Source organism: Synechococcus sp. BA-124 BA4, assembly GCF_034931165.1.
The window spans coordinates 1-25628 of sequence record NZ_JAYGIA010000018.1; the positions used below are offsets into that span (position 1 = coordinate 1).

At 65.5% G+C, this 25628-nt stretch carries 22 protein-coding genes; 12 read left to right on the top strand and 10 right to left on the bottom strand.

Annotated elements, in window-relative coordinates; all coding sequences use genetic code 11:
- The 4 genes from VB734_RS02965 to VB734_RS02980 all read left to right on the top strand — a co-directional run.
- A partial coding sequence (locus VB734_RS02965; RefSeq protein WP_323242919.1) for an aminotransferase class I/II-fold pyridoxal phosphate-dependent enzyme occupies positions 1-1170 on the top strand: 1170 nt, incomplete at its 5' end.
- A 52-nt stretch (positions 1171-1222) separates the two neighbouring features.
- A complete protein-coding gene (gene gcvH, locus VB734_RS02970; RefSeq protein ID WP_197166463.1) occupies positions 1223-1612 on the top strand; it encodes a glycine cleavage system protein GcvH in 390 nt (129 codons plus the stop codon).
- Positions 1613-1774: 162 nt separating this feature from the next.
- A complete protein-coding gene (gene gcvP / locus VB734_RS02975) occupies positions 1775-4687 on the top strand; it encodes an aminomethyl-transferring glycine dehydrogenase (RefSeq protein ID WP_322782616.1) in 2913 nt (970 codons plus the stop codon).
- 140 nt (positions 4688-4827) lie between these two features.
- Complete coding sequence (locus VB734_RS02980) at positions 4828-5142, top strand: hypothetical protein (RefSeq protein WP_231594912.1); 315 nt, start codon at positions 4828-4830, stop codon at positions 5140-5142.
- A gap of 30 nt (positions 5143-5172) precedes the next feature.
- Here VB734_RS02980 and VB734_RS02985 read toward each other — a convergent pair whose 3' ends face one another.
- From VB734_RS02985 to VB734_RS03015, 7 genes are all read right to left on the bottom strand, one after another.
- Positions 5173-5400 carry a hypothetical protein gene (locus tag VB734_RS02985; RefSeq protein ID WP_197167596.1) on the bottom strand — a complete coding sequence of 76 codons (228 nt, stop codon included), beginning with the start codon at positions 5398-5400 and terminating at the stop codon, positions 5173-5175.
- A 119-nt stretch (positions 5401-5519) separates the two neighbouring features.
- The gene (locus tag VB734_RS02990; protein WP_197166462.1) at positions 5520-6071 is read right to left on the bottom strand and encodes a DUF924 family protein; all 552 of its coding nucleotides are present in this window, start codon (positions 6069-6071) and stop codon (positions 5520-5522) included.
- A complete protein-coding gene (locus tag VB734_RS02995) occupies positions 6068-6790 on the bottom strand; it encodes a pirin family protein (RefSeq protein ID WP_197166461.1) in 723 nt (240 codons plus the stop codon). The genes VB734_RS02990 and VB734_RS02995 overlap by 4 nt, the downstream gene beginning before the upstream one ends.
- The gene (locus VB734_RS03000; RefSeq protein ID WP_197166460.1) at positions 6787-7848 is read right to left on the bottom strand and encodes an alkene reductase; all 1062 of its coding nucleotides are present in this window, start codon (positions 7846-7848) and stop codon (positions 6787-6789) included. The genes VB734_RS02995 and VB734_RS03000 overlap by 4 nt, the downstream gene beginning before the upstream one ends.
- 71 nt (positions 7849-7919) lie before the next feature.
- On the bottom strand, positions 7920-8633 hold the full coding sequence (locus VB734_RS03005) for a rubrerythrin family protein (RefSeq protein WP_197166459.1): 714 nt from the start codon (positions 8631-8633) through the stop codon (positions 7920-7922).
- Positions 8634-8706: 73 nt separating this feature from the next.
- Positions 8707-10554 (bottom strand): diflavin flavoprotein, encoded by a 1848-nt coding sequence (locus VB734_RS03010; protein ID WP_197166458.1) that lies wholly within the window; start codon positions 10552-10554, stop codon positions 8707-8709.
- Positions 10554-12293, bottom strand: coding sequence for a diflavin flavoprotein (locus VB734_RS03015; protein ID WP_197166457.1), 1740 nt, complete (start codon positions 12291-12293; stop codon positions 10554-10556). Before VB734_RS03015 ends, VB734_RS03010 begins: the two co-directional genes overlap by 1 nt.
- A 785-nt stretch (positions 12294-13078) precedes the next feature.
- Here VB734_RS03015 and VB734_RS03020 point away from each other — a divergent pair.
- Entirely contained in the window at positions 13079-14074 is a 996-nt protein-coding gene (locus VB734_RS03020) for a sodium-dependent bicarbonate transport family permease (protein ID WP_197166456.1), read from the top strand.
- A 37-nt stretch (positions 14075-14111) separates the two neighbouring features.
- Positions 14112-14426: a P-II family nitrogen regulator gene (locus tag VB734_RS03025; RefSeq protein WP_197166455.1), complete on the top strand. Its 315-nt coding sequence runs from the start codon at positions 14112-14114 to the stop codon at positions 14424-14426.
- A gap of 104 nt (positions 14427-14530) precedes the next feature.
- Here the strand turns inward: VB734_RS03025 and VB734_RS03030 are convergent, their stop codons facing one another.
- A complete protein-coding gene (locus tag VB734_RS03030; RefSeq protein ID WP_197166453.1) occupies positions 14531-15388 on the bottom strand; it encodes a DUF6671 family protein in 858 nt (285 codons plus the stop codon).
- A 367-nt stretch (positions 15389-15755) separates the two neighbouring features.
- Here VB734_RS03030 and VB734_RS03035 point away from each other — a divergent pair, with 367 nt between their 5' ends.
- The 6 genes from VB734_RS03035 to VB734_RS03060 all read left to right on the top strand — a co-directional run bounded on the left by VB734_RS03035 (position 15756) and on the right by VB734_RS03060 (position 24485).
- Complete coding sequence (locus VB734_RS03035; RefSeq protein ID WP_197166451.1) at positions 15756-17081, top strand: CmpA/NrtA family ABC transporter substrate-binding protein; 1326 nt, start codon at positions 15756-15758, stop codon at positions 17079-17081.
- A gap of 154 nt (positions 17082-17235) precedes the next feature.
- Positions 17236-18033 (top strand): nitrate ABC transporter permease, encoded by a 798-nt coding sequence (gene ntrB, locus VB734_RS03040; protein ID WP_197166449.1) that lies wholly within the window; start codon positions 17236-17238, stop codon positions 18031-18033.
- A gap of 49 nt (positions 18034-18082) precedes the next feature.
- Positions 18083-20083: a nitrate ABC transporter ATP-binding protein gene (locus VB734_RS03045; protein ID WP_322782051.1), complete on the top strand. Its 2001-nt coding sequence runs from the start codon at positions 18083-18085 to the stop codon at positions 20081-20083.
- A 90-nt stretch (positions 20084-20173) separates the two neighbouring features.
- Positions 20174-21013 (top strand): nitrate ABC transporter ATP-binding protein, encoded by an 840-nt coding sequence (locus VB734_RS03050; protein ID WP_322782050.1) that lies wholly within the window; start codon positions 20174-20176, stop codon positions 21011-21013.
- Positions 21014-21598: 585 nt separating this feature from the next.
- Positions 21599-23167 carry an arylsulfatase gene (locus VB734_RS03055; RefSeq protein ID WP_322782049.1) on the top strand — a complete coding sequence of 523 codons (1569 nt, stop codon included), beginning with the start codon at positions 21599-21601 and terminating at the stop codon, positions 23165-23167.
- A gap of 565 nt (positions 23168-23732) precedes the next feature.
- Positions 23733-24485, top strand: coding sequence for a methyltransferase (locus VB734_RS03060; protein ID WP_323242921.1), 753 nt, complete (start codon positions 23733-23735; stop codon positions 24483-24485).
- A gap of 418 nt (positions 24486-24903) precedes the next feature.
- Here VB734_RS03060 and VB734_RS03065 read toward each other — a convergent pair whose 3' ends face one another.
- Positions 24904-25311 (bottom strand): Hsp20/alpha crystallin family protein, encoded by a 408-nt coding sequence (locus VB734_RS03065; protein WP_322782615.1) that lies wholly within the window; start codon positions 25309-25311, stop codon positions 24904-24906.
- A gap of 131 nt (positions 25312-25442) precedes the next feature.
- On the bottom strand, positions 25443-25628 hold a 186-nt coding region (locus VB734_RS03070; protein WP_323242922.1), incomplete at its 5' end, for an MEKHLA domain-containing protein.

Below are 25628 nucleotides of genomic sequence, written 5' to 3' on the forward strand. Positions count from 1 at the left end.
GCCGTCCAGCCGGCCCTGGCGCGGGTGCTTGACGCCTTTGCCGCCGAGCGGCTCGGCACCCACCACTTCGCCTCCGTCAGCGGTTACGGCCATGGCGATCTGGGCCGGGAGGCGCTCGATCGGGTTTTCGCGCGGGTGCTCGGAGCCGAAGCCGCTGCCGTGCGCCTGCAGTTCGTCAGCGGCACCCATGCCATCGCCGCCGCCCTGTTCGGTGTGTTGCGCCCCGGTGATCGCCTGCTCGCCCTCACCGGCCGCCCTTACGACACCCTCGAGGAGGTGATCGGTCTGCGTGGCCATGGTCAGGGCTCCCTGGCCGAGTTCGGCATCCATTACGACGAGCTGCCGCTCACGGTCGCCGGCGCGGTGGATGAGGACGGCCTGGCGTCGGCCCTGGCGCCGCCCACGCGCATGGTGCTGATTCAGCGCAGCTGCGGCTACAGCTGGCGGCCCTCCCTGAGCGTGGAGTCGATCGCCCGTCTCTGCGAGCGGGTGGAGGCCCTCCGTCCGGGCTGCATCCGCTTCGTCGACAACTGCTACGGAGAGTTCGTCGAGGGCCTCGAGCCGACGGCGGTGGGAGCCGATCTGATCGCCGGCTCGCTGATCAAGAACCTCGGCGGCACCATCGCTCCCACCGGCGGCTACGTGGCCGGCCGCGCCGAGCTGGTGGAGCAGGCCTGCTGCCGGCTCACGGCACCCGGCATCGGCAGCGAGGGCGGCACCGGTTTCGATCTCTATCGCCTGCTGTTCCAGGGGCTGTTCCTGGCGCCCCAGATGGTGTCGGAAGCCCTGATCGGCGCTGAACTCACCGCCGCGGTCTTCAGCGATCTGGGCTTTGCCGTTCAGCCCCGGGTGGGGGAGCAGCGCAGCGATCTGATCCAGGCGGTGCGCTTCGGTGCCCCCGAGCCCCTGATCCGTGTGTGCCGGGCCTTCCAGTCGTGCTCGCCGGTGGGGAGCTATCTCGATCCGGTGCCGGCGCCGATGCCCGGCTACGCCAGTGAGCTGGTGATGGCCGGCGGCAGCTTCATCGACGGCAGCACCAGCGAGTTCTCGGCCGATGGCCCCCTGCGCGAGCCCTACGTGCTGTTCACTCAGGGCGGCACCCACCGCAGCCACGTGGCCCTGGCGCTGGAGCGGGCCCTGGCGGCGCTGGGCCCCGGAGGGTGCTCCTGAGCGCGCCGGCCCCCCGGGAGCCACACTGGACCCAACCGTCTTCCGGTCCGCGATGGCCCTCCAGGTCCCCGACGACTGCCGCTACGCCGACAGCCATGAATACGTGCGCCCGGAGGGGGAGCTGGTGAGGGTGGGGGTGAGTGCCTTCGCCGTCGACCAGCTCGGCGACATCGTCTTCGTGGAACTGCCCGAAACCGGCACTCAGCTGGAGCGCGGCAGCAGTTTCGGCACGGTGGAATCGGTCAAGGCCGTCGAGGAGATGTACGCCCCGATCAGCGGCACCGTGGAGCTGCGCAACGAGGCGGTGCTCTCCAGCCCCGAGGAACTGCAGAACGATCCCTATGGGGAGGGTTGGTTGCTGCTGCTGCGCCCCAGCGATCCCACCCAGCTCGACGATCTGCTGGAGCCCGACAGCTACCGCGCCAAGCTGGCGGGCTCCTGAAGGCTGGTCTGCCGGGGCGAAGTCCCTAGGATCCTGCGCTAAGCCGGACCGGGTGGCGTGAGCGTCGAGAGCAGCAGCGACAGCGCCGTGGCCGGCGCCCCCCGGGGTCCATCTCCTTTTCTGCAACGCCATCTGGGCCCATCCGCCGCCGAGCAGGCCCGGATGCTCGAGCGCGTGGGCTGCACCGATCTGGAGGGCTTCGTGGCGGAAGTCGTTCCCGCTGACATCCTGATTCCAGCCAGCGCCGCCGAGCAGGATCTGCCCGAGGGCGTCGGGGAGGCCCAGGCCCTGGCGGAACTGCGCCGGATCGCTTCCCTCAACCAGGTGCGTCGCAGCCTGATCGGCCTGGGGTATTACGGCACCGCCACCCCGGCCCTGATCCAGCGCCATGTGCTGGAGAACCCCTGCTGGTACACCGCCTACACCCCTTACCAGGCGGAGATCGCCCAGGGGCGGCTGGAGGCCCTGCTCAATTTCCAGACCCTGATCAGCGAGCTCACAGCCCTGCCGATCGCCAACGCCTCGCTTCTGGACGAGGCCACGGCGGCGGCCGAGGCGATGTCGCTCAGTGCCGGTGCCTGCCGCCGCGGCGAGGCCCGCCGCTTCCTCGTGGATGAGCAGGTGTTTCCCCAGACCCTGGAGGTGCTGCGCACCCGGGCCGAGCCCCTGGGGATTCTGATCGAGACCTTCGATCCAGCCACGGTTTCTTCAGCCAGCAGCAGCGCGGCCGCTGCTGGCGATCAGCTCTTCGGCTCCGATGTCTTCGGTGTGCTGCTGCAACTGCCCGGCAGCCGTGGTCGTCTCCTCGATCCCACGGCGGTGATCGCGGCGGCTCACGAGGCCGGCGCCATGGTCACCGTCGCGATCGATCCCCTCGCCCAGGTGCTGCTGGAGCCCGTGGGTGCCCTCGGCGCCGACATCGCCATCGGCAGCAGCCAGCGGTTCGGGGTGCCCCTGGGCTTCGGTGGACCCCACGCCGCCTTCTTCGCCACCACCGAGGCCCACAAGCGCCAGATCCCCGGCCGTCTGGTGGGCCGCTCCCTCGATGCCGAGGGCCGGCCGGCCCTGCGCCTGGCTCTGCAGACGCGCGAGCAGCACATCCGCCGCGACAAGGCCACCAGCAACATCTGCACCGCCCAGGTGCTGCTGGCGGTGATGGCCGGTTTCTATGCCGTGCACCACGGGCCCGAGGGGCTCAGCGCCATCGCCCGGCGGGTGCTGCGCCTGCGTGCCGCCCTGGCCCTGGGGCTCGCTCGCCTCGGCTTCCAGTTCGATGCCGGCCCGGCCTTCGGCACCCTCAGCGTGCTCACGGCCGAAGCCGCCGCGCTGCTGGAGCGGGCGGAGGCCGCCGGCTTCAACCTCAGGTCGCTCATGTCCCCGGTCGGGGTGCTGGAGGGGGTGGCCCTCAGCCTCGATGAGCGCAGCGATGAGGCCGAGATCGACCAGCTGCTGGCGCTGTTCGCCGCCGCCGCCTCTGCCGAAGCCCCTTCGGCCGCCGCCCTGCTGGCCGAGCTGCCCGCTGATCAGGAGCTGCTGGCGGGCCTGCCCCTGCGCCAGGGCCCCTGGCTGCGGCAGGACGTCTTCCAGCGCTACCGCAGCGAGTCCGAGCTCCTGCGCTACATCCAGCGCCTGGCGTCCCGCGACCTCTCCCTGGTGCACGGGATGATCCCCCTGGGGAGCTGCACGATGAAGCTCAACGCCGCCGCCGAGCTGGCGCCGGTGAGCTGGGCCGAGTTCGCCGACCTGCACCCCCTGGTGCCGCCCTCCCAGGCCAGGGGATATGCCCGTCTGATCGCTGATCTGGAGAGCTGGCTGGCGGTGATCACCGGTTTCGCTGGCGTGTCGTTGCAGCCCAATGCCGGCTCCCAGGGGGAATACGCGGGCCTGCTGGTGATCCGCGCCTGGCACCGCAGCCGCGGCGACGATCACCGCGATGTCTGTCTGATCCCCACCAGCGCCCATGGCACCAACCCGGCCAGCGCGGTGATGGCGGGCCTGCGGGTGGTGCCTGTGGCCTGTGACGACAAGGGCAACATCGACCTGGTGGATCTGGAGGCCAAGGCCCAGACCCATGCCGCCTCCCTGGCGGCGGTGATGGTCACCTACCCGTCCACCCACGGGGTGTTCGAGCCCGGCATCCGCCGTCTCTGCGACGTGATCCACCGCCATGGCGGCCAGGTCTATCTCGACGGGGCCAACCTCAACGCCCAGGTGGGCCTGGCCAAGCCGGGCCTCTACGGCGCCGATGTCTGCCACCTCAACCTGCACAAGACCTTCTGCATCCCCCACGGCGGTGGTGGCCCCGGGGTGGGGCCCATCGGGGTGGCCGCTCACCTGGTGCCCTTCCTGCCCGGTCAGGCCCAGGGCATCGGCGCGGTGGCGGCGGCCCGCTGGGGCAGCGCCGGCATCCTGCCGATCAGCTGGATGTACATCCGCATGATGGGGGGCGCGGGTCTGCGCCAGGCGAGCTCCATGGCCCTGCTGGCGGCCAACGTGATCGCCGAGCGCCTTGAGCCCCATTACCCCGTGCTCTTCCGGGGACCGGGCGGTCGGGTGGCCCATGAATGCATCCTCGATCTGCGACCGCTCAAGCGCAGTGCCGGTCTGGAGGTGGATGACCTGGCCAAGCGTCTGATGGACTACGGCTTCCATGCCCCCACCGTGAGCTGGCCCGTGGCCGGCACGGTGATGGTGGAGCCCACCGAGAGCGAATCGCTCGCGGAGATCGATCGGTTCTGCGAGGCCCTGATCGCGATCAGGGCCGAAACGGCGGCGATCGAGGCCGGCCAGGTGGACCCCCTCGACAACCCGCTCAAGCGTGCGCCCCACACCCTGGCGGCCGTCACGGCCGATGACTGGGGCCGTCCCTACAGCCGGCAGCAGGCCGCTTTCCCCGCCGGGGAGGGCCAGCACGCCACCAAGTTCTGGCCGGCGGTGGCCCGCATCGACAACGCCTACGGCGACAGGAATCTGGTCTGCACCTGCCCATCGGTGGAGGAGCTGGCGGCGGTGCCCCTGGGGGCGGTCCCGGAAGGGGTAGCCACGGCACCAGCCCTGGCTGGCCATGGGCGTTAAGATCCCGCCAAGTTGATCAATCCACAGGTTTTCTTTTGAATCCAGGGGTTGCTTCTTTTCGTTGATCTGTGAGAAATGCGCCCGGAAGTTCCGGTTCCGCTGCTCCTTCCGACCCGCCCATTGGCCACGCCGACCCATCCATGAACGGCAACAACGACGACACTTCCGGTCCTGCGGCCATTCGTCGCCTGGTGAGGGCCGATGCCCAGGCGGCCAGTCAGCCGGGGTCGACGACCAGGCCGGGTCCGTCCCTGCCGGCGGTGCCCTCCGCCCTTGTCCATTCCCACGACCGGGGAGAGATCTTCCGCGAAGAGGGCACCAATGTGCTGCGGGTCCCCTTCGGAGTGCGTCAGGCCAAGCGCCGTCGCAGCGAGCGCCCGGAGCGTTGGGCCACTGTCGTGCTGACGTTCCAGGCAGCCGGCGGCCCCACCCCCACGCCGCCCCAGGCGGCCTGAGCTCCTCAGGGGCCAGGTCTGCTGTCCGGCTCAGGCAGCCCGGGTGAGACGCCAGTCGACCAGGGCCTTCACGTCAGCCAGAGAGCTGGCGGGGGTGCGGAACGGCAGCACCGGCATCGGGCTGCGCTCAGGCCGCACCAGCCAGGTGAGATCGGCCTGGGGCATCAGCACGAAGCCGCGGTAGCGAACGATCCAGCGCTTGGGTTCCAGATCGGGGACCACACGCAGGGCAGGGGCGTAGGGATCGTGGGTCGCCATGACCAGGCGCGCGATGGAACGTCGGAATCCATTGCAGGGGCAGGGCTGATCAGGCGCAGCATCACAGGCTGCCTTTCCGAAAAACGGTCATGATTTGTCATGAATTGCCGTTCCCGTCGTCAGAAGCGGGAGCCTGGCTGCTTCAGAAACGCCAGTTCACCGGCGCTGGAGCTGCGCCCAAGGACCTCGTTGCGGTGCGGGAAGCGCCCGAAGCGGGCGATCACATCCCGGTGGCGGCGGGCAAACGCCGTGGTTTCGGCATCACAGAAGCGCTCGAACAGCTCCAGCCCCTGGTCCTGGATCGCCAGGTCCTCGCTGTGCATCAGGGGCATCAGCCAGAACTGGCGCCGCTCGCGCCTGGGTTCGGCTTCGATCCAGCCCATGGCGAGGGCCCGTAGGCTCAGCTCCAAGGCCGCGGCATCCCCGGAGAACGCCTCGGGCGTCCCGCGCCAGAGCTGTCTGGGCAGCTGATCGAGCAACAGCACCAGCGCCAGTGCTGAGTCGGGATCGTCGGCCCACGGTCGCAGCTCCCCGGCCAGGGCCCGCTCGCCGAGCGCCCCGAAGCGCTCGCGCACCTGCTGATCGAAGCCTGGATCCTTGCGGAACCACTGGACCGGCCGGCACTCCTCGAACCAGAAGTGCAGCAGATCGTGGGCGTCCGGCCCGTTCATGCCAGCTCGAACAGCAGCAGATCGGTGCCGGCAGCCCTGGCCGTGAGCGCCCCTGATCCCCTGGCCAGGAAGCCGAGGCCATCACCGGCCTCCAGGAGCCGGCTGCCATCCGGGCCGTTGAGTTCCACGGCACCATCGATCAGCTGCAGCCAGGCCTGGCGCCCGGCCATCAGGGGCAGCTCCAGGCTGACGCCTTCGCCGGGCCGGGCCCGCCACAGCCGCACCGGCCGGTGGATCGCCATGGCCCCCTGGGTCTCCTGGGGATCGAGCACCAGGGTCCAGTCGTCGCCGAAGTGGAAGGCCTTCTGCTCATAGGCCGGCTTGATGCCCCGGCTGCTGGGCTCGATCCAGATCTGCAGCAGCCGGCAGGGGCGTCCCGATTCATTGATCTCGCTGTGGACCACCCCGGTGCCGGCGCTCATGCGCTGCACCTCCCCCGCCCTCAGCACGGCGCCATGGCCCATCGAATCGCGATGGCTGAGTTCCCCCTCCACCATCACCGTGATGATCTCCATGTCGCTGTGGGGATGCATCCCGAAGCCACGGTGCGGGGCGATGGTGTCCTCGTTGATCACCCGCAGGGGGCCGTAGCCCATCCAGGCCGGGTCGTAGTGGTGGCCGAAGCTGAAGGTGTGCCAGCTCTCGAGCCAGTCGAGCCGGCCGTGGAAGCGCTCGGCCGCCGGGCGCAGCAGGGTTGCGGTGCGTGGGGTGGTGGTCATGGCAGGGCGGGGTAGTCGGTGTATCCGGCGGGGCCCGGGGTGTAGAAGGTGGCGGGGTCGGGGCTGTTGAGCGGGGCCCCACGCCGCAGACGCTCGGGCAGATCGGGGTTGGCCAGGAAGGCCGTGCCGAAGGCCACCGCGTCGATGGTGCCGGCGGCGATGGCTGCGCTGGCCTCGCTGCCGTCGTACCCCATGTTGGCGATCAGGGTGCCGTTGAAGTGTTCGCGCACCGGCGCGAGCACATCCCCATGCTGCTGGCCGAGGAGATCGCCGCGCATCACATGGAGGTACTCCAGACCGCAGCCATTGAGCCGCTCCGCCAGCCAGCGGCTGAGGCCGACCGGATCGGAATCGACCATGGCGTTGTAGCTGTTGAGCGGCGAGATCCGCAGTCCCACCAGCTCCGCCTCCTGGCGCACCGCCTCGATCACCTCGAGCACCAGGCGGGCCCGGTTCTCGATCGGACCGCCATAGGGGCCAGCGCGGCGGTTGCTCCCGTCGCGCAGGAATTCATCGAGCAGATAGCCGTTGGCGCCGTGCACCTCCACACCGTCGAAACCAGCGGCGATGGCGTTGCGGGCCGCCTGGCGGAACCCGGCCACGATGGCGGGCAGCTCCGCGTCGGCCAGCTCCCGCGGCACCACGTAGGGCTTCTTGCCCTCTGGGGTGTGGATCTCATCGCCGCTGATGGCGATCGGGCTGGGGGCCACCGGCTGCCGGCCTCCGTTGAGGAGCGGGTGGCAGGCCCGTCCCCCGTGCCAGAGCTGCAGCACGATGCGGCCTCCCGCCGCATGCACCGCGTCGGTGGTGAGCGTCCAGCCGTCGATCTGGGCCTGGGAGTGGATGCCCGGTTCACGGATGAACGACGACTCCCCCTCCATCACCATCGTGGCCTCGGCGATGATCAGTCCCGCCGAAGCCCGCTGGGCGTAGTACTCAGCCATCAGCGGGCCCGGCACATGGCCCGCCTCGGCCCGTGAACGGGTGAGGGGGGCCATCAGCACCCGGTTGGGCAGCTCCAGGGGGCCGAGCCGCAGGGGAGTGAACAGGTCGGCCATCGGGGAAACGTGCGGGTGTCGGAGATGAGGCCGGCGCTCGGGGGCAGCCGGCGATCGAGTCAGGACAGGGATCAGGCCGCCAGCAGCTCAGGTTCGCGGTAGGGCTCGAAGCTGGCCTTGCGGACCCCGCAGATCGGGCATTCCCAGTCGTCGGGGATGGCTTCGAAGGGGGTGCCGGCGGCGATGCCGGAGTCGGGATCGCCGATGGCGGGGTCGTAGATCATCGAGCAGACCTTGCAGATCCAGAGGCCGGGCAGCGGCTGGCTGGCCTCACCGGCCTTGCCCTCACCGGAGAGGGCCTTCAGGGCGATGCCGTAGCGGTCGGCATGGTGGTGCTCGATGGGGGTGAGGAAGCCGAAGTTGCTGGCGGCCTTGCGGAAGACTCCGGCATGGTCTTCCGATTCGGCGATCTGCTCGTTGAATTCGGCTTCGGCCGTGGCATCGCGTTCGGCGCGGGCCGCGGCGGCGAACTCCGGATACATGGTGGTGTACTCGTAGGTTTCGCCTTCGATCGCCAGTTCCAGGCAGCGGGCGAGCACCGCCCGCTTCTGCTCGTCCGAGAGGCTGGCGGGATCGTCGACCACCAGCTCGGGATGGAGCAGGCGGAAGTGGGCGAAGGCGTGCTCGGTCTCCTGGTTGGCGGTGTCGCGGAAGAGCCGGGTCAGCTCCGCATGGCCGAGCTTCTTGGCCAGATCGGCGAAGAAGAGGTATTTGCGGTTGGCCATGCTCTCGCCGCCGAAGGCGGCTTCAAGGTTGGCGCTGGTGAGGGGGTTGGAGAGATCCATGGACACAGAGGAGCGGGTTGGCCGGTCTCCCCAGACCCTAGCACTAAGTCGGACTGAGTATGAGTTAGCTGGATCAGTAGTTGGCGCCGCTGCGCCGCTTGTGCACCGCCGTGGTGCCTGTGGGATCCAGCACGGCGCCCTGGCTCACGACGGCGTAGATCAGCCAGTGGTCCCCGCACTCCATCCGCTGGCTCACCCGGGCCTCGAGCCAGGCCAGGGCCTCCGGCAGCACTGGCTGGCCTCCCGGACTGCTCTCCAGCTCCAGCCCCGCGAAACGGTCGGCACCGGGGGGAAAGGGTTGCAGGAACTGCTTCATCGGTCCGCTTTCCCGTCCGGCGGCCAGCACGTTGAGGACAAACACATCGCCCACGTGCAGCAGCGCCTCGACGGCGCGGTCCCTGGCCACCGCCACCGTGAGGCCCGGTGGGCTGAAGCTGGCCTGGCTGACCCAGCTGGCCACCATCGCCCCCGACAGGGCGCTCGCTCCCTCCCCCTTGCGTGTGGTCAGGACACAGAGGGAGCCCACCACGCGCCCGAGCGCCAGCACCGCCGGGTTGCTGCGGCTTTCGTTCAGGCCACCGCCGGCCACCCGCTTCTGGCGCTTCTGACGCTGCTGCAGGTCTCGTCCCAGGGCCGTGCCGGTTTCCTCCAGCCGTTTGAGGGTGGCGCCATCGGGGCTGAATTTGATCCGGATCGGCTCGAAGGCGAAGCGGAAGCCGCCGTCGCGCAGCTTGCTCTCGAGCAGATCGATGGCCTCGCCACTCCAGCCGAAGCTGCCGAACACGCCCACCGGTTTCTCGCGGTCGCCTTCCGCCAGCAGGGTGCCCAGGGCCGAAACGATCGGCGTGGGGGCATGGCCCCCGAGGGTGGGGGAGCCGATCATCAGCGCGTCGCAGCCGCGGATCGTCTGCAGGAGCTGCTCGGGGGGCGCGAATTCGCAGTTCAGGCTCTCGACCCGGACCCCTGTGCGCGCCACCCCCTGGGCCAGGGCGTCAGCGATGGCGGCGGTGTTGCCGTAGGCGCTGGCATAGAGCAGGGCCACCGAGAGCTGGGCCTTCTCCTGGCTTTCACCCCAGCGGCGGTAATCGGCCAGCAGACTGCGCCAGCTTTCGCTGATCGCCGGACCGTGGCCCGGCGCGATCGTTCGGATCGCCAGCTCATCGAGGCGGTCGACCACCGTTTCCACCTGGCGGGCCATCGGCGCCATCAGGCAGTCGTAGAAGTAGCGGCGATCCTCCTCCGTGCTGTCGCGGTTGGCCTCGGCCCAGCTCTCGCTGCAGAGGTGGGCGGCGAAGAACTTGCCGCTCATCAGCAGGCCGGTGCGCTCCTCGAAGGCCACCAGGGCACTGGGCCAGCGGGGTGTGGGGGTGGGGATCAGGGTGAGCCGGTAGCCGTTCGCCAGCTCCCGGCTCACTTCCTGCTTGATCACATCGATCGGCGGCAGCGGCGGCAGTGGGGGCTCAGCCTCCGCATCGCTGGCGGCGGGTTTGCGCTGGCTCCAGAGTTCCTCCAGCAGCCTGGCGCCGGCGTTGGAGGCCACGAGCATCAGGGCCGGCCAGCGCAGCGCCAGCTCCCGCAGCAGCGCCACCCGGTTCGGGTTGAGGTGGCCGACCACCACCTTCAGCGCCGCGTCGGCCGGGACCAGCTCCGCCAGCTGCTGCAGGAAAGGCTGCGCGAAGGAGGCCCCCGGCGGATGCACCAGCACCGGGGGGATCGGGGCGCCACCTGTCCTGCTGCCGGCCTCGAAGAGAAATGCATTGGCGGTGGTGCCCCGCTCCAGGCCGTATTCCACCTCGAAGCGCAGACGCTTGGGGCTGAGGCCCCGCAGGCAGATCAGTCCCGGCTCGATCGGCAGCACGATCACATGCCGGTCTGTGCCCGCTGCGGCGGAGGGGCGCGCGGCGGGGGAGGAGGAGGCCATCAGTAGTGGTTGCCCACCTTGCGGTGGTGCACGGCGGTGGTGGCCTCACTGTCGGCCACGGTGCCCTCCTCCACCTCGGCGTAGATGATCCAGTGGTCGGGTCCCTCCATGCGCTGGGCCACCCGGCAACCCAGGAAAGCCAGGGCATCGCCCAGCACAGGACCGCCTGCCGAGACCCCATCGAGGGTGGAGACCCCGGCGAAACGGTCGGCACCCGGCGGGAAGCGTTTGAGGAAGTGCCGCAGCAGCTCCTGGTGGTTGTCCTCGCGCAGGATGTTGAGCACGAAGCGGTCACCCACCTGCATCAGGGCCTCGATGGCCCGGTCCTTGGCCACGGCGATCGAGATCCCCGGAGGATCGAAGCTCGCCTGGCTCACCCAGCTGGCCACCATGGCGCTGCTGCGCTCCCCCTGGCGGGCGGTGACGATGTAGAGCCCGCCGCTGAGGCGGCCGAGGGCCTTGTCGAGGTCGCCATCGAGCGATTTCATCGCGGCGATCGTGCGGGCGCGGGTGAGCAGCTGGCCCAGGTCGGTGCCGGCCTCCTCGCAGCGCTGGTAATCGTTGCCGTCAGGAACCTGGCGGATGCGCAGCGGCTCGAAGGCTGATTTCTGCCCAAGGCTGCGCAGCTGGGTGGCGACGCTGTCGATCGGCTGGTCGTTGCCGCCGTAGGCGTCGTAGACCGCCACCCATTGCTTGGGTTTGAGGGCGGCGAGCAGGGTGCCGATCGACTGCTGCAGGTCCGGGTCGGTCTTGGCCGGCCAGGTGGGCACCACCACGGCGCTGGCTTCGCCCACCAGGGCCGCCAGTTCCTGGGCGTCGGTGGCGCGCAGATCCACCAGCTGCACCTGGGCTTCGGCCTTGCCGATGCCGCGGGCGATCGCCTGGCTGAGCCGGTCACAGAAGCCGTACTGGCTCACGTAGCAGACCGCGGCATAGGTTTCGCCGGCGCTGCGCTGGCTGCTCCAGTCGCGGTAGTCGCCGGTCCAGAGGCCCAGGTGATCGCGCAGCAGCGGGCCGTGGCCGGTGGCGATCATCCGGATCGGCGGCAGGGCGTCCATGCGCTTGAGGGCCTGCAGCACGCTGCGGGCGTTGGGCCCCATCAGACAGTCGTAGTAGAAGCGGAAATCGGGGGCGATGGCGCCGGGATCCACGTCGTAGATGTCGTCGCCGCAGTAGTGCAGACCGAAGGCATCACACGTGTACAGGATGCCGGTGCCGTGATCGAAGGAGAAGATCGTGTCGGGCCAGTGCAGGTTGGGGGCACTCAGGAATTCGAAGCGGTGCTGCACGCCGCTGGTTGGGTTGGTGCCCAGGTCGAGTTCCTCGCCGCTCTTGACGGCACGGCTGCGGAAGGGACGGTGCACCTGATCGGCCAGGAACTGGATCGCCACCTTGGAGGCCACGATCTCGATCTCGGGGTTGCGCTCCAGCAGGTGGCCGATCAGGCCGCTGTGATCCGGCTCGGTGTGGGACACGATCAGGTGATCGATCGCCAGCGGATCGATCTGCTCCTCAAGCAGGGGCAGCCAGGTGCCCGCGAACTTGAGATGGCTGGTGTCGATCAGGGCGGTGCGCTCACCGCGCACCAGGAAGGCGTTGTACGTGGTGCCGTTGCGCAGGCCGAACTCGATGTCGAAGCGGCTGCGGTCCCAGTCGAGGGAGCGGATCGTGGTGGTGTCGGGCCCGATCGCCTCGCACTGCAGGGAGAGGCGCGGGGGTGCAGCGGTGGCGACAGTCATCGACGGCGTCTGCGGGGACGTCGACTCTAGAAACGCCGTCGGGATTTCCTTGTTTCCTGAGGTGCCCGGGAGGGCCCAGGCCGATTCGGCCTTCTGATGGCCGCCATAGGCACGGCTTGGGCAGGCATTGCGGCTTCGCCTTCCATGCGTCGATCACTGTGCCGTCAGATAATCCACGCTTATCCGTTGGATATGAACTCTTTGCTTAACAAGGCGCCCAGTGCCACAGGGATGGAATTAACGTCTCCCGAACTTATTTATTTGCCAGCCATGTCACACCTCTGAGGGCTCTTGAATCCTCAGGGAATTCGGTCCTCCAGCCCCAGCCCAGTCGCGAACTGCCTTGGCACTCTGCCCAGTTTCCGGCGACTGGCATGACCATCAATCACCTCCCTTCCCATTTCGGCCAAGCACCCATGACACTTGACTGAACAGGCGCCGCCAACGGGACGGCTCGTTTGAACTTTCCCGGCACAGATCAGGATTAAGCGTGAGGCCAGGCCCATCCGCCTGAGACCCTCATGTTCACCACCCACCAGGGTAGAGAACATCACGACGTCTGACTGCAGCCGACGTTTCGCAGTCCTGGGCTCTTCCCGGGCATTTCAATCACGGCAGGTGGCTTCGTTCCTGCCTATGGCGATGACAGCGGATCCGGCGCCTGCCGGCCCGCTGGCTGACGCGGGCTGAGGCCCATCAATCTGGTTGTAAACATGGGACATTTTTCGTCCCATGTCTCCATCTCACCCAATGTCCTAAATCATCAAAACATCAGAGGATCTGACTTGACCGAATTCATCACACTTTTCATCAAGCAGCTTCAGTCTCCAACACTTGGCTTCCTGATCGGAGGCATGGTCGTCGCCTCATTCGGCAGCCAGCTGGCCATTCCAGATTCGATCTACAGGTTCATCACCTTCTTCCTGCTGCTCAAGATCGGATTGACCGGTGGCATCGCCATTCGCAATTCCAACCCCGCCGAGATTTTCCTTCCGGCACTCGCGGCTGTGGCGCTTGGCATTGTGATCGTGTTCATCGGTCGTTACACCCTGGGGAAACTTCCAGGCATCAACGTGCCTGACGCTGTGGCCACAGGTGGCCTGTTCGGCGCGGTGAGTGGCTCCACTCTGGCCGCTGTTCTGCCGCAGCTGGATACCGCCAAGATCCCCTATGAGGCCTGGACGGCGGCCCTGTATCCCTTCATGGACATCCCGGCCCTGGTGACAGCGATCGTGGTGGCCAGCGTCTACCTCAGCAAGACGACCGGTAAGGCTGCCGAGAAAGTCGAGATCTGGTCGATCATCAAGGAAAGCGTGCAGAGCTCCGCCGTCACGTCGCTGCTTCTGGGTGTGGCCCTTGGCATTCTCACCAAGCCAGAGCCCGTCTATGAGAGCTTCTTCAATCCTCTGTTCCGCGGCTTCCTGTCGATTCTGATGATCATCATGGGGATGGAGGCCGCCCAGCGCATGAATGAGCTGCGCAAGGTTGCCCAGTGGTTTGCCATCTATGCTTTCTTCGCACCCATCCTGCATGGCTTTCTGGCATTCGGTCTCGGCCTTGTCATTCACAAGATCACGGGCTTCAGCATCGGTGGCGCTGTCGTGCTGGCGGTGATCGCCGCGTCGAGCTCGGATATCTCCGGCCCGCCGACCCTTCGCGCTGGCATTCCCTCGGCGAATCCCTCCGCCTATATCGGCGCCTCCACGGCCATCGGCACTCCGGTGGCGATCGCCATCTGCATCCCTCTGTTCATTGGGATTGCTCAGATGATCGGTGGTTAGGCTTCTTTCAAATTAAAACCAATCGCAACTTAAAGTCATGAGCCAACAGGTCTGGAAGCTGGTGATCGTTGGGGAGGAAATCCTCTCCAAGAAACTCATCAAGCTGATCAAGGCGGCAGGTGCCACCGGGTACACTGTGAATGCAGCTGGAGGGGAAGGCAGCCGCAATGTGCGCTCCACGGGAGATCCAATCGTCTCGCATACTCTCTCCAATGTAAAAATCGAGGTGCTCACTGGCACCCGCGAGCTGGCCGACAAGATTACCAACGAGATTGCAGCCAAGTTTTACGCGGACTACTCGATCATCACCTATATCTACCAGGTGGAAGCCCTGCGCGATCACAAGTTCTGATCTGATCTGTTTTCTATCCCGGCTGTGTGCCTGCACATGGTCGGGATTTTTCGTTTCAGGTCGTCCTAGCGGCGGCGCGGGTTCCACGCACGCAGCGGTGACGATCAGGGGTTACACAGCGGACAGTGCTGCGGATCGGCCTCGGCCCATCCATCGGGACGGGGGCGCTCCTCGGTGTGGGAGCAGCTGACGCAGCCGAAGCGCTCGGCGCGCGCCAGGGATGTGGGCCTGCCGCACCAGCCGCAGGGAAGGCCAGGCACCAGCTCCACCCCCCCCCAGCCCGGAGCGCCGCAGGCAAGGCAGGGGGTGGAGATCCGTCTGGCCAGCCTGGTGGCCAGGGTGCGCAGGCAGGCCATGCGGGTGGGGTTGCGGTGGGCGCGCATGTCGGTCTCCACCAAAGCCCGGCCATTGCTCGAGCCGGCTGCGGCTGCGCCGATCGCCTCAGCCAGCTGATGATGATCCTGCAGATCCTTGAAGAGCAGATCGTCGGCGCCAGGCCAGGGTTGATCGGGGCGCACGATCAGGCCGTGGGCGGGGAAGCCCACCCGTTGAGGCCAGCCCTCCAGCTCCGCCAGCTCAGCGGCACAGCGGTGGTCGAAATTGGTGCGGCGGGCGACCAGTCGCTCCCAGATCTCCAGGCCACGTTCCTGATCCAGGAACACCATCACCTCCAGGCCGGCCGCCAGGATGGGCAGAGCCGGGTGGGGGCCGAAGCTGCCCTCACTGGCCAGGCCGAGCGGCAGATCCAGCCACTCCATGCCCAGTAGGGCCTTGTGGCGGCAGATCGCCTCTGCTCCGTCCAGCCGCGGCTGCCGCCCGTCGAAGCTGCCGAGCCGATCCGTGTCGAGCCCCACGGGCCGCTCCAGATCCAGCTGGAGCAGGCTGCGGAACGGGCGGGCGATCGCCCTCTCCTTGCCATGCATGGTGGCCAGTGCCGCTGCACGGCCGCGGTAAAACTCCATTCCTGGGGGTGGTGCACCGGGCTGGAGCCCGGATTTGAGGCCACTACCTTAAAGAAAGGTGAGGCCAATTCTGGGGCACTGGATGTGCCTGTATTCGGTGGATTCGTGCGACTGATTGCCTGGACTTATCGCTGGCATACGTAATTCTGCCAGGCCCGAACGTCCACTGGTCAAGACTTGCGATTAAGGTCTCGCAACCGCCGCAACGGTGACCCATGTTCCATCCCTGAGGACCCTCGATTAAGCGCTCGGATTTCTGTCTCCACGTCCTAATCCGACTGCCCGCCTGATCTTTTCTTCACTCGGAATCCCGCCCTCCTTGGATGACACACCGTGTCGTCCTTCACTTTCTCCTGCCTTCCTGACCATGCTCAATCGTCGCAAGTTTCTTTCCGTTCTCAGCGCCACCCTGGCCGGCACCCTGATGCTGAATGCCTGTGGCAATCCACCCGAGAAAAGCTCAGGACCCGCTGCCGGCACGGCCCCCGTGGCTGATGCAGGTCTCGAGACCAAGTCCATCACCCTCGGCTATGTCCCCATCCTGGAAGCTGCTGCGCTGGTGGCGGGGGTGGAGAAGGGGTTCTTCGCCAAGCACGGCCTCGAGGTGAAGCTGGCCAAGCAGGCCAGCTGGCCCGCCGCTCGCGACAACGTGGTGATCGGCTCAGCCGGTGGTGGTATCGACGGCGGTCAGTGGCAGCTGCCCATGCCTCATCTGATCACGGAAGGCATCATCACCAACGGCAACAAGGTGCCGATGTACGTCCTGGCTCAGCTGAGCAGCCAGGGCAATGCCATCGCCGTTTCGAACTCCCTGAAGAAGGCCAATCTGCGGGTGGACCTCACCCCCGCTGCCCCCACGATCCTCGGCTTCCCCAAGACCGAAGGCCGTAAGTTCCGGGCCGCCCACACCTACCCCAATGCCAACCAGGACCTCTGGATCCGCTACTGGCTCGGGGCCGGCGGCATCGATCCCGACAAGGACATCGAGCTGCTGACCGTGCCCTCCACGGAGACGTTGCAGGGGATGCGCAACGGCACGATGGAGGCCTTCAGCACGGGCGATCCCTGGCCCTTCCGGATCGTGACCGACAACATCGGCTATACAGCGGCACTCACCGCCGAGATCTGGCCCGTGCATCCTGAGGAATTCCTGGGTGTGCGCGCTGACTGGGTGGACAAGCATCCGAAGGCGGCCGTGGCTCTGATCAAGGGTCTGATGGAGGCCCAGCAGTGGGCCGACAAGGCCGAGAACAAGGAAGCACTGGCGAAAATACTCAGTTCCCGCCAGTACTTCAACACTCCCGTCTCGGTGCTGGTGCCCGCGCTCAAGGCCGACTACAAGCTGGGTGCCGATCTCAAGCCCTCCACCGATCCCAAGCTGGGGCCGCTCTACTGGGCCAGCGACCGGGGCGTGATTTCCTACCCCTACAAGAGCCTGAGTCTCTGGTTCCTGGTGGAGTCGCTGCGCTGGAAGTTCCACCCCGGCAAGCTCGACACGATCGACCAGGCCAAGTCGCTGGTCGACAAGGTGAACCGGGAGGACCTCTGGCGTCAGGCCGCCACCGAGCTGGGCCTTCCCGCCGGGGACATCCCCACTGGATCCTCCCGCGGCAAGGAGACCTTCTTCGATGGCATCGTCTTCGATCCTGAGAACCCGCAGGCCTACCTCGACAGCCTGAAGATCAAGCGCTGAGTTCTCTCCAAGGCCCCCGGCACATGGACCCGCACCGGGGGCCCTTCATGGCCGAGGGCCTTCCGGGCCCCGGCCGTGCCTGTCCCATCCATCTCTTCCTCATCAGGACGACCGCGTCATGGTTTCCGTTCCCCAGCCACGCTCTGGATCCACGATGAATCCCATCCGCTGGCTGATGCTCAACCGCAGCACCTGGCTTTACCCCCTCCTGGGGATCGGCGGATTTCTGCTGGCCTGGCAACTCAGCGCCAGCCTGAATCTCACCCGCCTGCCGGGACCCCTCAGCCTCTGGACCGACGAGCGCACGCGCGAACTGCTGCTTTATCCCTTCTACGACCGGGGTGGCCTCGACAAGGGACTGTTCTGGCAGACCATGGCCAGTCTGGGACGCGTGGCCCAGGGGTACGTCCTGGCCGCATTGGTGGGTATCTCAGCAGGCATCACGGTGGGACTGAGCCCGGCGCTGAACAGGGCTCTCGACCCCCTCTTCCAGTTCCTGCGCATGGTGGCGCCTCTGGCCTGGGTTCCGATCGCCCTGGTGATCTTCCAGAAGAATCAGCCGGCGGCGATCTTCGTGATCTTCATCACGGCGGTCTGGCCGATCCTCATCAACACGGCTGAGGGGGTCCGCCAGATCCCCCAGGACTACCGCAACGTGGCCCTGGTGCTGCAGATGTCGAAAGGTCGTTTCTTCACCAAGGTGCTGCTGCCCTCAGCTCTCCCCTACATCTTCACCGGTCTGCGCATCTCGATCGGCCTGGCCTGGCTGGCGATCATCGCCGCTGAGATCGTCATGTCCGGCATCGTCGGCATCGGCTTCTTCATCTGGGATGCCTATCAGCAGAACTATGTCAGCGACATCGTGCTGGCTGTGATCTGGATCGGCGCCGTCGGTCTGCTGCTGGATCGTGGCATGGCCTGGCTGCAGAGCCGCCTCACCCCGGGCCAGTGATGGTCTTCTTTTCACCTACCAAACTCGAGCTCCGATTGAGGTCTGAACGATGACGGTACTGGTTGATGTCCGCACAGTCGAGAAAAGCTTTCCGTTGCAGGGCGGCGGAACCTACCTTGCCCTCAAGGGGATTGATCTGGAGATCCGCAAGGGGGAATTCATCTCCCTGATCGGCCACTCCGGGTGCGGCAAGAGCACCCTGCTGAACATGATCGCCGGCCTGGATCTGCCGACCGAGGGCACGGTGCTGCTGGATGGCGAAGCCATCAAGCGCCCGGGCCCCGACAAGATGGTGGTGTTCCAGAACTATTCGCTGCTGCCCTGGCTCACGGTGCGGGAGAACATCGCCCTGGCGGTGGATGAGGTGATGGGCAGGATCAGCTCCAGCGAGCGCGATACCCTCGTACAGGAGCACATCGACATGGTGGGCCTCGGCCCTGCGGCCTCAAAATTGCCCCTGCAGCTCTCCGGGGGCATGCGCCAGCGGGTGGCGATCGCCCGGGCCCTGGCGATCCGGCCCAAGCTGCTGCTGCTGGATGAACCCTTCGGGGCGCTCGACGCGCTCACCCGGGGCAATCTGCAGGAGAAGCTGATGCAGATCTGCAATGAGCACGAGCTCACCGCGGTGATGGTGACCCACGACGTGGACGAGGCGGTGCTGCTCTCCGACCGCATCGTGATGCTCACCAACGGCCCCGGCTCCAGGATCGGCGGCATCCTCGAGGTGGACATCCCCCGCCCACGGGCCCGCCTGGAGGTGGTGCACCATCCCAGCTACTACAGCCTGCGCTCGGAGATCATCTACTTCCTCAATCGCCAGAAGCGGGTGAAGCAGTGGCGGGCCCGGCCCCATGCCGTGGTGGCCCGCCATGGGCTGGAAAAGGTGAACCTGGATCTGGGCTTCCTGCCCCTGGCCGCCAGCGCCCCCCTGGCCGTGGCGGAAGCCCACGGGCTCTTCGCCAAGCACGGCCTCGATGAGGTGAGCCTGATCCGCGAAACCAGCTGGCGCGGCATCGTCGACGGGCTGGTGGACGGCACTCTCGACGCCTCGCTGATGCCGGCGGGGATGCCCACCTGGATGACGGCCGGCGGCCACGGCGGCACGCCCCTGCCGATCGTGACGCCGCTCACCCTCAGCCGCAACGGCAATGGCATCACCCTGGGCCGCCGCCTGGCGGAGCAGGGGGTGCGCACCGTGGAGGACTACCGCGCCTATCTCAAGAGCCACGAGCGCGAGCCCCACACGATGGGGATCGTGCACGAGGCCTCGATGCACAACCTGCTGCTGCGCTACTGGCTGGCGGCCAACGGCATCGACCCCGACAGGGACGTGCACCTGCAGGCCCTGCCGCCGGCCCAGATGCTCGCCGACCTCAAGGACGGCAGCATCGACGGCTACTGCGTGGGTGCCCCCTGGCTCGACCGGGCCATCCGCGACGGCCACGGCATCGCAGTGGCTGGCGATCTGGCGATCTGGCCCGGCCATCCCGGCAAGGTGCTGGGGCTGCGCGAAGACTGGGCGATCGCCTATCCCAACACCAACATCGCCCTCACCAAGGCGCTGCTGGAGGCCTGCCGCTACTGCGCCGATCCGGCCCACTGGGCCGAGCTGAGCGAGCTGCTCAGCGACCGCCGCTACCTCGGCATCAAGCCGGAGATGATCCGCTTCAGCGAGGCCAGCGCCGACGTGGACCGGGGCGGACCGGAGAGCGAGAGGGCGGTGCCGCACCACCTGTTCTTCGGGGAGGGACTGAACCGCCCCAGCCGCACCGAACACCTCTGGATGATGACCCAGATGGCCCGCTGGGGTGAGATCCCCCTGCCGCGCAACTGGGTGGAGATCCTCGAGCGCGTCTGCCAAGTGGGGGTGTTCAGCACCGCCGCCCGTGAGCTGGGCCTCGAAGTGGTCAGTTATCAGCGCCAGGGCATCGAGCTGTTCGATGGCCAGGCCTTCAATGCCGAGGACCCGATCGGCTACCTCAACAGCCAGACGATCAAACGCGATTTCAGCATCGCCGAGATCCCGCTGGCCCCGCCCCGGCGCGGCTGAGAAGAGGCCAGGCCCAGGTTTCCACGCGATCCGGAGCCTGGTCCTGCTTCAGGTTTCTGTCTTCCTTCGAGTTCTTCAGCAAGATCCATGATGTCCACGTTGCTTCAACCCGTCCAGGCGGGACTTGTGTCCCCGTCCAGCGACGCCTTTCTGCGCTTCGAGAACGTCAGCAAGGTGTACCCCACCGCCACTGGCCCCTACACGGTGCTGGATGGCATCGACCTGGCGGTGAACCAGGGGGAGTTCATGTGCGTGATCGGCCATTCCGGTTGCGGTAAATCCACCCTGCTGAACATGGTCTCGGGCTTCGCCACCCCCAGTGAGGGCCAGGTGGTGCTGCACGGCAACCGGATCACCAAGCCCGGCCCCGACCGGATGGTGGTGTTCCAGGGTTATGCGCTGCTGCCCTGGTTCACCGCGTATGAAAATGTGTACCTGGCGATTGATTCCGTCAAGCCGGATCTCTCGGCCCGTGAGAAGAAGGAGATCACCCGCGAGCACCTCGCCATAGTAGGGCTCACCGAAGCGGCCGAGAAAAAGATCCTGCAGCTCTCCGGTGGCATGAAGCAGCGGGTGGCGATCGCCCGGGCTCTTGCGATCCGGCCGGAGGTGCTGATCCTCGATGAACCCTTCGGGGCCCTCGATGCCATCACCAAGGAGGAACTGCAGGAGGAGCTGCTGACAATCTGGAACACCCAGAAGTGCACCGTGCTGATGATCACCCATGACATCGACGAAGCGCTGTTCCTGGCTGATCGCCTGGTGATGATGACCAATGGTCCCGCCGCCAGGATCGGCGAAATCATGGACATCAACTTCCCACGGCCGCGCAACCGCGAGGAGATCATGGAGGATCCGATCTACTACGACATGCGCAACCAGGCGCTGGATTTCCTCTACAGCCGCTTCGCCCACGACGACACGGAGTGACGCGGCCGTGAGGTGCGGATCACGAGCAATCCCCGCCCTGGCCTGGCCGCCGGGGCGGGGTTCGCTCTCTTGAGGCCGACTCCGTTGAAGCGACGGAGTCGCCTGTCTCATCCATCTCGTCCAGATCCATCCAGAGCCAACGGGGGCTTGAGACGGCGGGAGGCGGGAGCCCCCCTGGCTGGTGGGTGCGCAGGATCTCCTCAGCTCCCCGGCCGATCACTGGATGGCTCGGAGGACTGATCCGAATGCTGGGGGAAATGAGACAGATGCTATCGAAAAAATGCACGTCTTTTCGGTAGCTGCTATACGAGACGGAGATAGACGCCTTGGTCCTTGTAGCTATCGGCACCCTTCTTTCATGATCCTTGCCGGCAAGCGAAAGTCAAGAAATGCCATCGTGCGCAGAGAACCGGCAAAAAGACCTTAGAATGCAGATCTTCTGTTTACCCTGCAATCCAGGGACAGTCTTGCCTCTCAGACGATCCGGAGGCCATGGCTCAACAGGAGAGCGTTGTAGAGATTCGCCATTGCCGATCAGCAGAGTACACCTGCTAGCCAATCAGCACTTCAGGGAGAAGGTAACCCATGCCGAATAAAAAGCCAAACATTATTCTGCTTGTGACGGACGACACAGGCTATGGCGATCTTGGCCCCTACGGCGGCGGTGAAGGGAGGGGAATGCCAACCCCAAACTTCGATCGATTGGCGGCGGAAGGCGTGACCTTCTTTTCCTTTTATGCCCAACCGAGTTGCACCCCGGGACGGGCGGCAATGTTGACAGGACGCATTCCCAACCGCAGCGGCATGACCACCGTGGCGTTTCAGGGGCAGGGAGGCGGCTTGCCAGCCGCAGAGTGGACTCTGGCCTCCGTGTTGAAACAGGCTGACTACCGCACCTTTTTTACGGGTAAATGGCACCTGGGCGAGGACGATTATGCACTACCCAATGCACAAGGCTATGACGAGATGAAGTATGTTGGCCTTTACCACCTCAATGCCTATACCTATGCTGATCCCACCTGGTTCCCCGATATGGATCCAGAGCTCAGGGCCATGTTCCAGAAAGTGACCAAAGGTTCGCTTTCTGGCAAGGCAGGAGAGGAGGCAAAGGAAGACTTCAAGATCAACGGCCAGTACGTCGACACTCCGGAACAAGGCGTGGTCGGAATTCCCTTTTTCGATGGCTATGTCGAGAAAGCAGCGATTGAGTTCCTCGAAGTGGCCGCCAAGGACGATCAGCCCTTCTTTCTCAGCGTCAACTTCATGAAGGTGCACCAGCCCAACCTTCCGCACCCTGACTACATTCACCAATCTCCTTCCAAGAGCAAGTACGCGGATTCGATTGTCGAGCTGGATGCCCGCATCGGGGCCATCATGGACAAAGTGCGGGCCCTGGGCCTGGAAGAGGAGACGCTTGTCTTCTGGACGACCGATAATGGAGCCTGGCAGGACGTTTATCCTGACGCCGGCTATACGCCATTCCGGGGCACCAAGGGAACTGTCCGCGAGGGAGGAAACCGCGTCCCCGCCATTGCCTGGTGGCCAGGAAAGATCGCGGCAGGCGTGAAGAACCACGATATCCTGGGCGGTCTTGATCTGATGGCAACGTTTGCTGCCCTAGCCGGAGTTCCACTGCCCAGCAATGATCGCGAGGGGCAACCGATCATCTTTGACAGCTATGACATGTCTCCGGTGCTGTTCGGCGCCGGCAAGTGTGAGCGAAAATCCTGGTTCTACTTCACCGAGAATGAGCTGACCCCAGGCGCAGTGCGGGTCAACAACTACAAGGCTGTGTTTAACCTGCGGGGCGACGATGGCGGAACCACCGGAGGTCTTGCCGTAGACTCCAACCTGGGCTGGAAGGGGGCAGAGAGTTATGTCGCGATCGTTCCTCAATTGTTTGACCTGTGGCAAGATCCGCAGGAACGCTATGATATTTTTATGAATAATTATACGGAACGCACCTGGGTGATGGTCACCATTGGCGAAACCATCAAAGACCTGATGAAAACCTATGTTCAATACCCTCCACGCAAGATGCAAGGCGAGGGGTATTCCGGCCCGATTACGCTCACCCAGTACGAACGCTTCCAGCATGTGCGGGGAATGCTCGCGAACGAGGGCATCAAAATACCAATGCCAACCGGAAACTGATCCAGAGCTGATGACGGCGGGCCCGCCGTCAGGCTGACGACCAAATCAGTGGCGAAGCCCTCACCTGCCAGTCTGATGGATTGGCAGGTAAGGGCCGGCGAGACCTTGAACGATCAGCCTTGACTGCAGGATCATCGCCCTCCTGGATTCAGGGCCAGGGCTGAGGTTGCCCTGGCAGTCACTCATCGGACGCATGAATCCCATGGTTTGAGAACGTTTCGGCGTTCCGGACCCAGCTGGAGTGGGTGTTGACGGCGGATGAAGCACACAGCGATTTGAGGGAATTCTGATCATGGCGGACAATCCAGTTGAAACCTTGCTCCAGTTGGCTGCCGGTCATTATTTACCGCGTTGTCTCCATGCCGTCGCCAACCTTGGTGTCGCAGACGCCCTGGACAACACGCCCCAGCCCGTTTCTGCCCTCGCCCAGGCGACCGGCTCAGATCCAGCGGCCCTTGATCGAGCGCTTCGGATTCTCTCCGCCAATGGTGTATTCGAGTTCCGAGGGGGATGTGTCGTGCATACTCCCGAGTCGCTCATGCTCCGTAGCGATCATCCCCAATCCATGAGTTCGCTCGTGCGGATGTTCGGATTGCCTGCCTTCTGGGCTTCTGTCGGTCAGCTGGAATATTCCATTCGAAGCGGCCAGCCATGCGCGGACAAGGTGTTGCCCGGTGGAATCTGGGGTTACCTCGCTGCACATCCTGACGACAGCCGCATCTTTGATGAAGCCATGACCAGCAAAGCTCATGGGCAAATTCAGGGTGTAATCACGGCGTATGATTTTTCGAGCTTTTCTACAATCGTCGATGTCGGTGGCGGTCGAGGCCATCTGCTCCAATCCGTGCTCTCTGAGACACCACAGGCCTCTGGCATCCTGTTTGACCAATCCCACGTCATTGAGCAAGCGGCGGGGATTGCATCCGATCGCCTGAGGCTGCAACCAGGCGACTTCTTCAACGACGTGTTGCCAGCCGGCGATGCCTACCTGCTGATGGAAGTCATTCACGACTGGGATGACGCAGCTTCAAAGACGATTTTGACGTCGGTGCGTCGCGCTGCTCACGAACACTCGAAAGTCCTTCTCATCGAGGCCATTCTTCCGGACGATCCTGGGCCGAACTGGCCCAGGACTCTGGACATCGCCATGCTGGCGATCGGCGGGCGTCAGCGGACGCTGCCCGACTATTCAGAACTCTTCAGCCAATGTGGCTTGGCGATGACCCGAGCGATCGACACGGGCGCCGGGGTCTCCATTGTTGAGGCCATTCCCATCCAGGCAGACCAACCTCCGAATGGCGCCGTCGCTCGACTGTGAGGCTGACTGTGCCGCAACAACCGGATTGAGCGCCGCGCATCCTGATTCTCACAGGACCCCCGGCATGCTGGGGACGGCGAAGAGGGGGGTATGCAGAAGTGCCGCCTCTGACGGCACTTGATCACTCAGTGCAGTCCTTCTGATGCATGAGGGTCTGCTGACTCTTGCCATCAAAGCGATCGTATGTTCACCCCGCGGTGTATTCCGACGATGGCTTCTCTCAGCTCCCTGGACCACTCCCCGACGTCCTTAGTTGGCGCTGCCGTACAGCAGCAACCAGCTCCTTGAGGCCCTTTACAGACGTTTCGCACACGGCGACACGGAGTGAGACATGAAAAAAGCCCCGGCACTGAGGCCGGGGCAGGAACCCTCTTGTCTCGATCAACGCCTCGGGCGTTTGCTCAGTTCACCAGTGTGTTCAGTCCTCCACTTTGACGACAACGGTGCTGTGGGTCTGGGCCTTGGGGGCCGTGACGGTGAGCAGGCCATCGCGGTAGCGGGCTTCGATGGCCTCCCGCTGCAGGCCGGCGGGAAAACGGAAGCTGCGGCTCCAGGTGCCATAGCGGAATTCGCTGTGGATGGGGCCGGCGTCCTTGGCCTCGTTGTTGTCGCTGGTGGCCTGGGAGCGACGCTCCGCGCTGATCAGCAGGGAGCGGTCGGTGGCCTTCACTTCGATCGAGTTCTTGTCAACGCCGGGCAGTTCCAGAACGACGACATAGGCCTGATCGGTTTCATGCACTTCAGCGGCTGGTACACGCTCGGCCTGATTGACCTGTTGCTCCAGACGCTCGAGCAGATCGAAGGGGGAATGGCGCAGGGTCAGCATGGTGGTGTCCTTCATCAATGAGAATCCGGGTGGTTCCGGATCACCCGTCCAGTGAATCTGGACGAACTCAATGAGATCGAGGAGGGCGTAAACCGTCCATCCCGGTTCGGTCTACCCGCCTGAGCCGGTCTCTACACCAGAGCTGGAGGGAGAACCGCCAGGGGCGATGACGGCAGCCACCACCAGCTGGAGAAGGCGGCGGCCTGGCCGCGGTCGCGGCCGTCGCTGTCGCGCAGGGTCCAGAGGCGGGCTCCCTGGATCACGAAGCGGCGGCCGTGGCTGTCGATGCGGATGCCGGTGTAGCCGCTGATCGCCTC

Coding starts and splice junctions, on each gene's coding strand:
- gcvH (WP_197166463.1), top strand. CDS start 1,223: ATGGCCCTCCAGGTCCCCGACGACTGCCGCTACGCCGACAGCCATGAA.
- gcvP (WP_322782616.1), top strand. CDS start 1,775: ATGCTCGAGCGCGTGGGCTGCACCGATCTGGAGGGCTTCGTGGCGGAA.
- VB734_RS02980 (WP_231594912.1), top strand. CDS start 4,828: ATGAACGGCAACAACGACGACACTTCCGGTCCTGCGGCCATTCGTCGC.
- VB734_RS02985 (WP_197167596.1), bottom strand. CDS start 5,400: ATGGCGACCCACGATCCCTACGCCCCTGCCCTGCGTGTGGTCCCCGAT.
- VB734_RS02990 (WP_197166462.1), bottom strand. CDS start 6,071: ATGAACGGGCCGGACGCCCACGATCTGCTGCACTTCTGGTTCGAGGAG.
- VB734_RS02995 (WP_197166461.1), bottom strand. CDS start 6,790: ATGACCACCACCCCACGCACCGCAACCCTGCTGCGCCCGGCGGCCGAG.
- VB734_RS03000 (WP_197166460.1), bottom strand. CDS start 7,848: ATGGCCGACCTGTTCACTCCCCTGCGGCTCGGCCCCCTGGAGCTGCCC.
- VB734_RS03005 (WP_197166459.1), bottom strand. CDS start 8,633: ATGGATCTCTCCAACCCCCTCACCAGCGCCAACCTTGAAGCCGCCTTC.
- VB734_RS03010 (WP_197166458.1), bottom strand. CDS start 10,554: ATGGCCTCCTCCTCCCCCGCCGCGCGCCCCTCCGCCGCAGCGGGCACA.
- VB734_RS03015 (WP_197166457.1), bottom strand. CDS start 12,293: ATGACTGTCGCCACCGCTGCACCCCCGCGCCTCTCCCTGCAGTGCGAG.
- VB734_RS03025 (WP_197166455.1), top strand. CDS start 14,112: ATGAGCCAACAGGTCTGGAAGCTGGTGATCGTTGGGGAGGAAATCCTC.
- VB734_RS03030 (WP_197166453.1), bottom strand. CDS start 15,388: ATGGAGTTTTACCGCGGCCGTGCAGCGGCACTGGCCACCATGCATGGC.
- VB734_RS03035 (WP_197166451.1), top strand. CDS start 15,756: ATGCTCAATCGTCGCAAGTTTCTTTCCGTTCTCAGCGCCACCCTGGCC.
- ntrB (WP_197166449.1), top strand. CDS start 17,236: ATGAATCCCATCCGCTGGCTGATGCTCAACCGCAGCACCTGGCTTTAC.
- VB734_RS03045 (WP_322782051.1), top strand. CDS start 18,083: ATGACGGTACTGGTTGATGTCCGCACAGTCGAGAAAAGCTTTCCGTTG.
- VB734_RS03050 (WP_322782050.1), top strand. CDS start 20,174: ATGTCCACGTTGCTTCAACCCGTCCAGGCGGGACTTGTGTCCCCGTCC.
- VB734_RS03055 (WP_322782049.1), top strand. CDS start 21,599: ATGCCGAATAAAAAGCCAAACATTATTCTGCTTGTGACGGACGACACA.
- VB734_RS03060 (WP_323242921.1), top strand. CDS start 23,733: ATGAGTTCGCTCGTGCGGATGTTCGGATTGCCTGCCTTCTGGGCTTCT.
- VB734_RS03065 (WP_322782615.1), bottom strand. CDS start 25,311: ATGCTGACCCTGCGCCATTCCCCCTTCGATCTGCTCGAGCGTCTGGAG.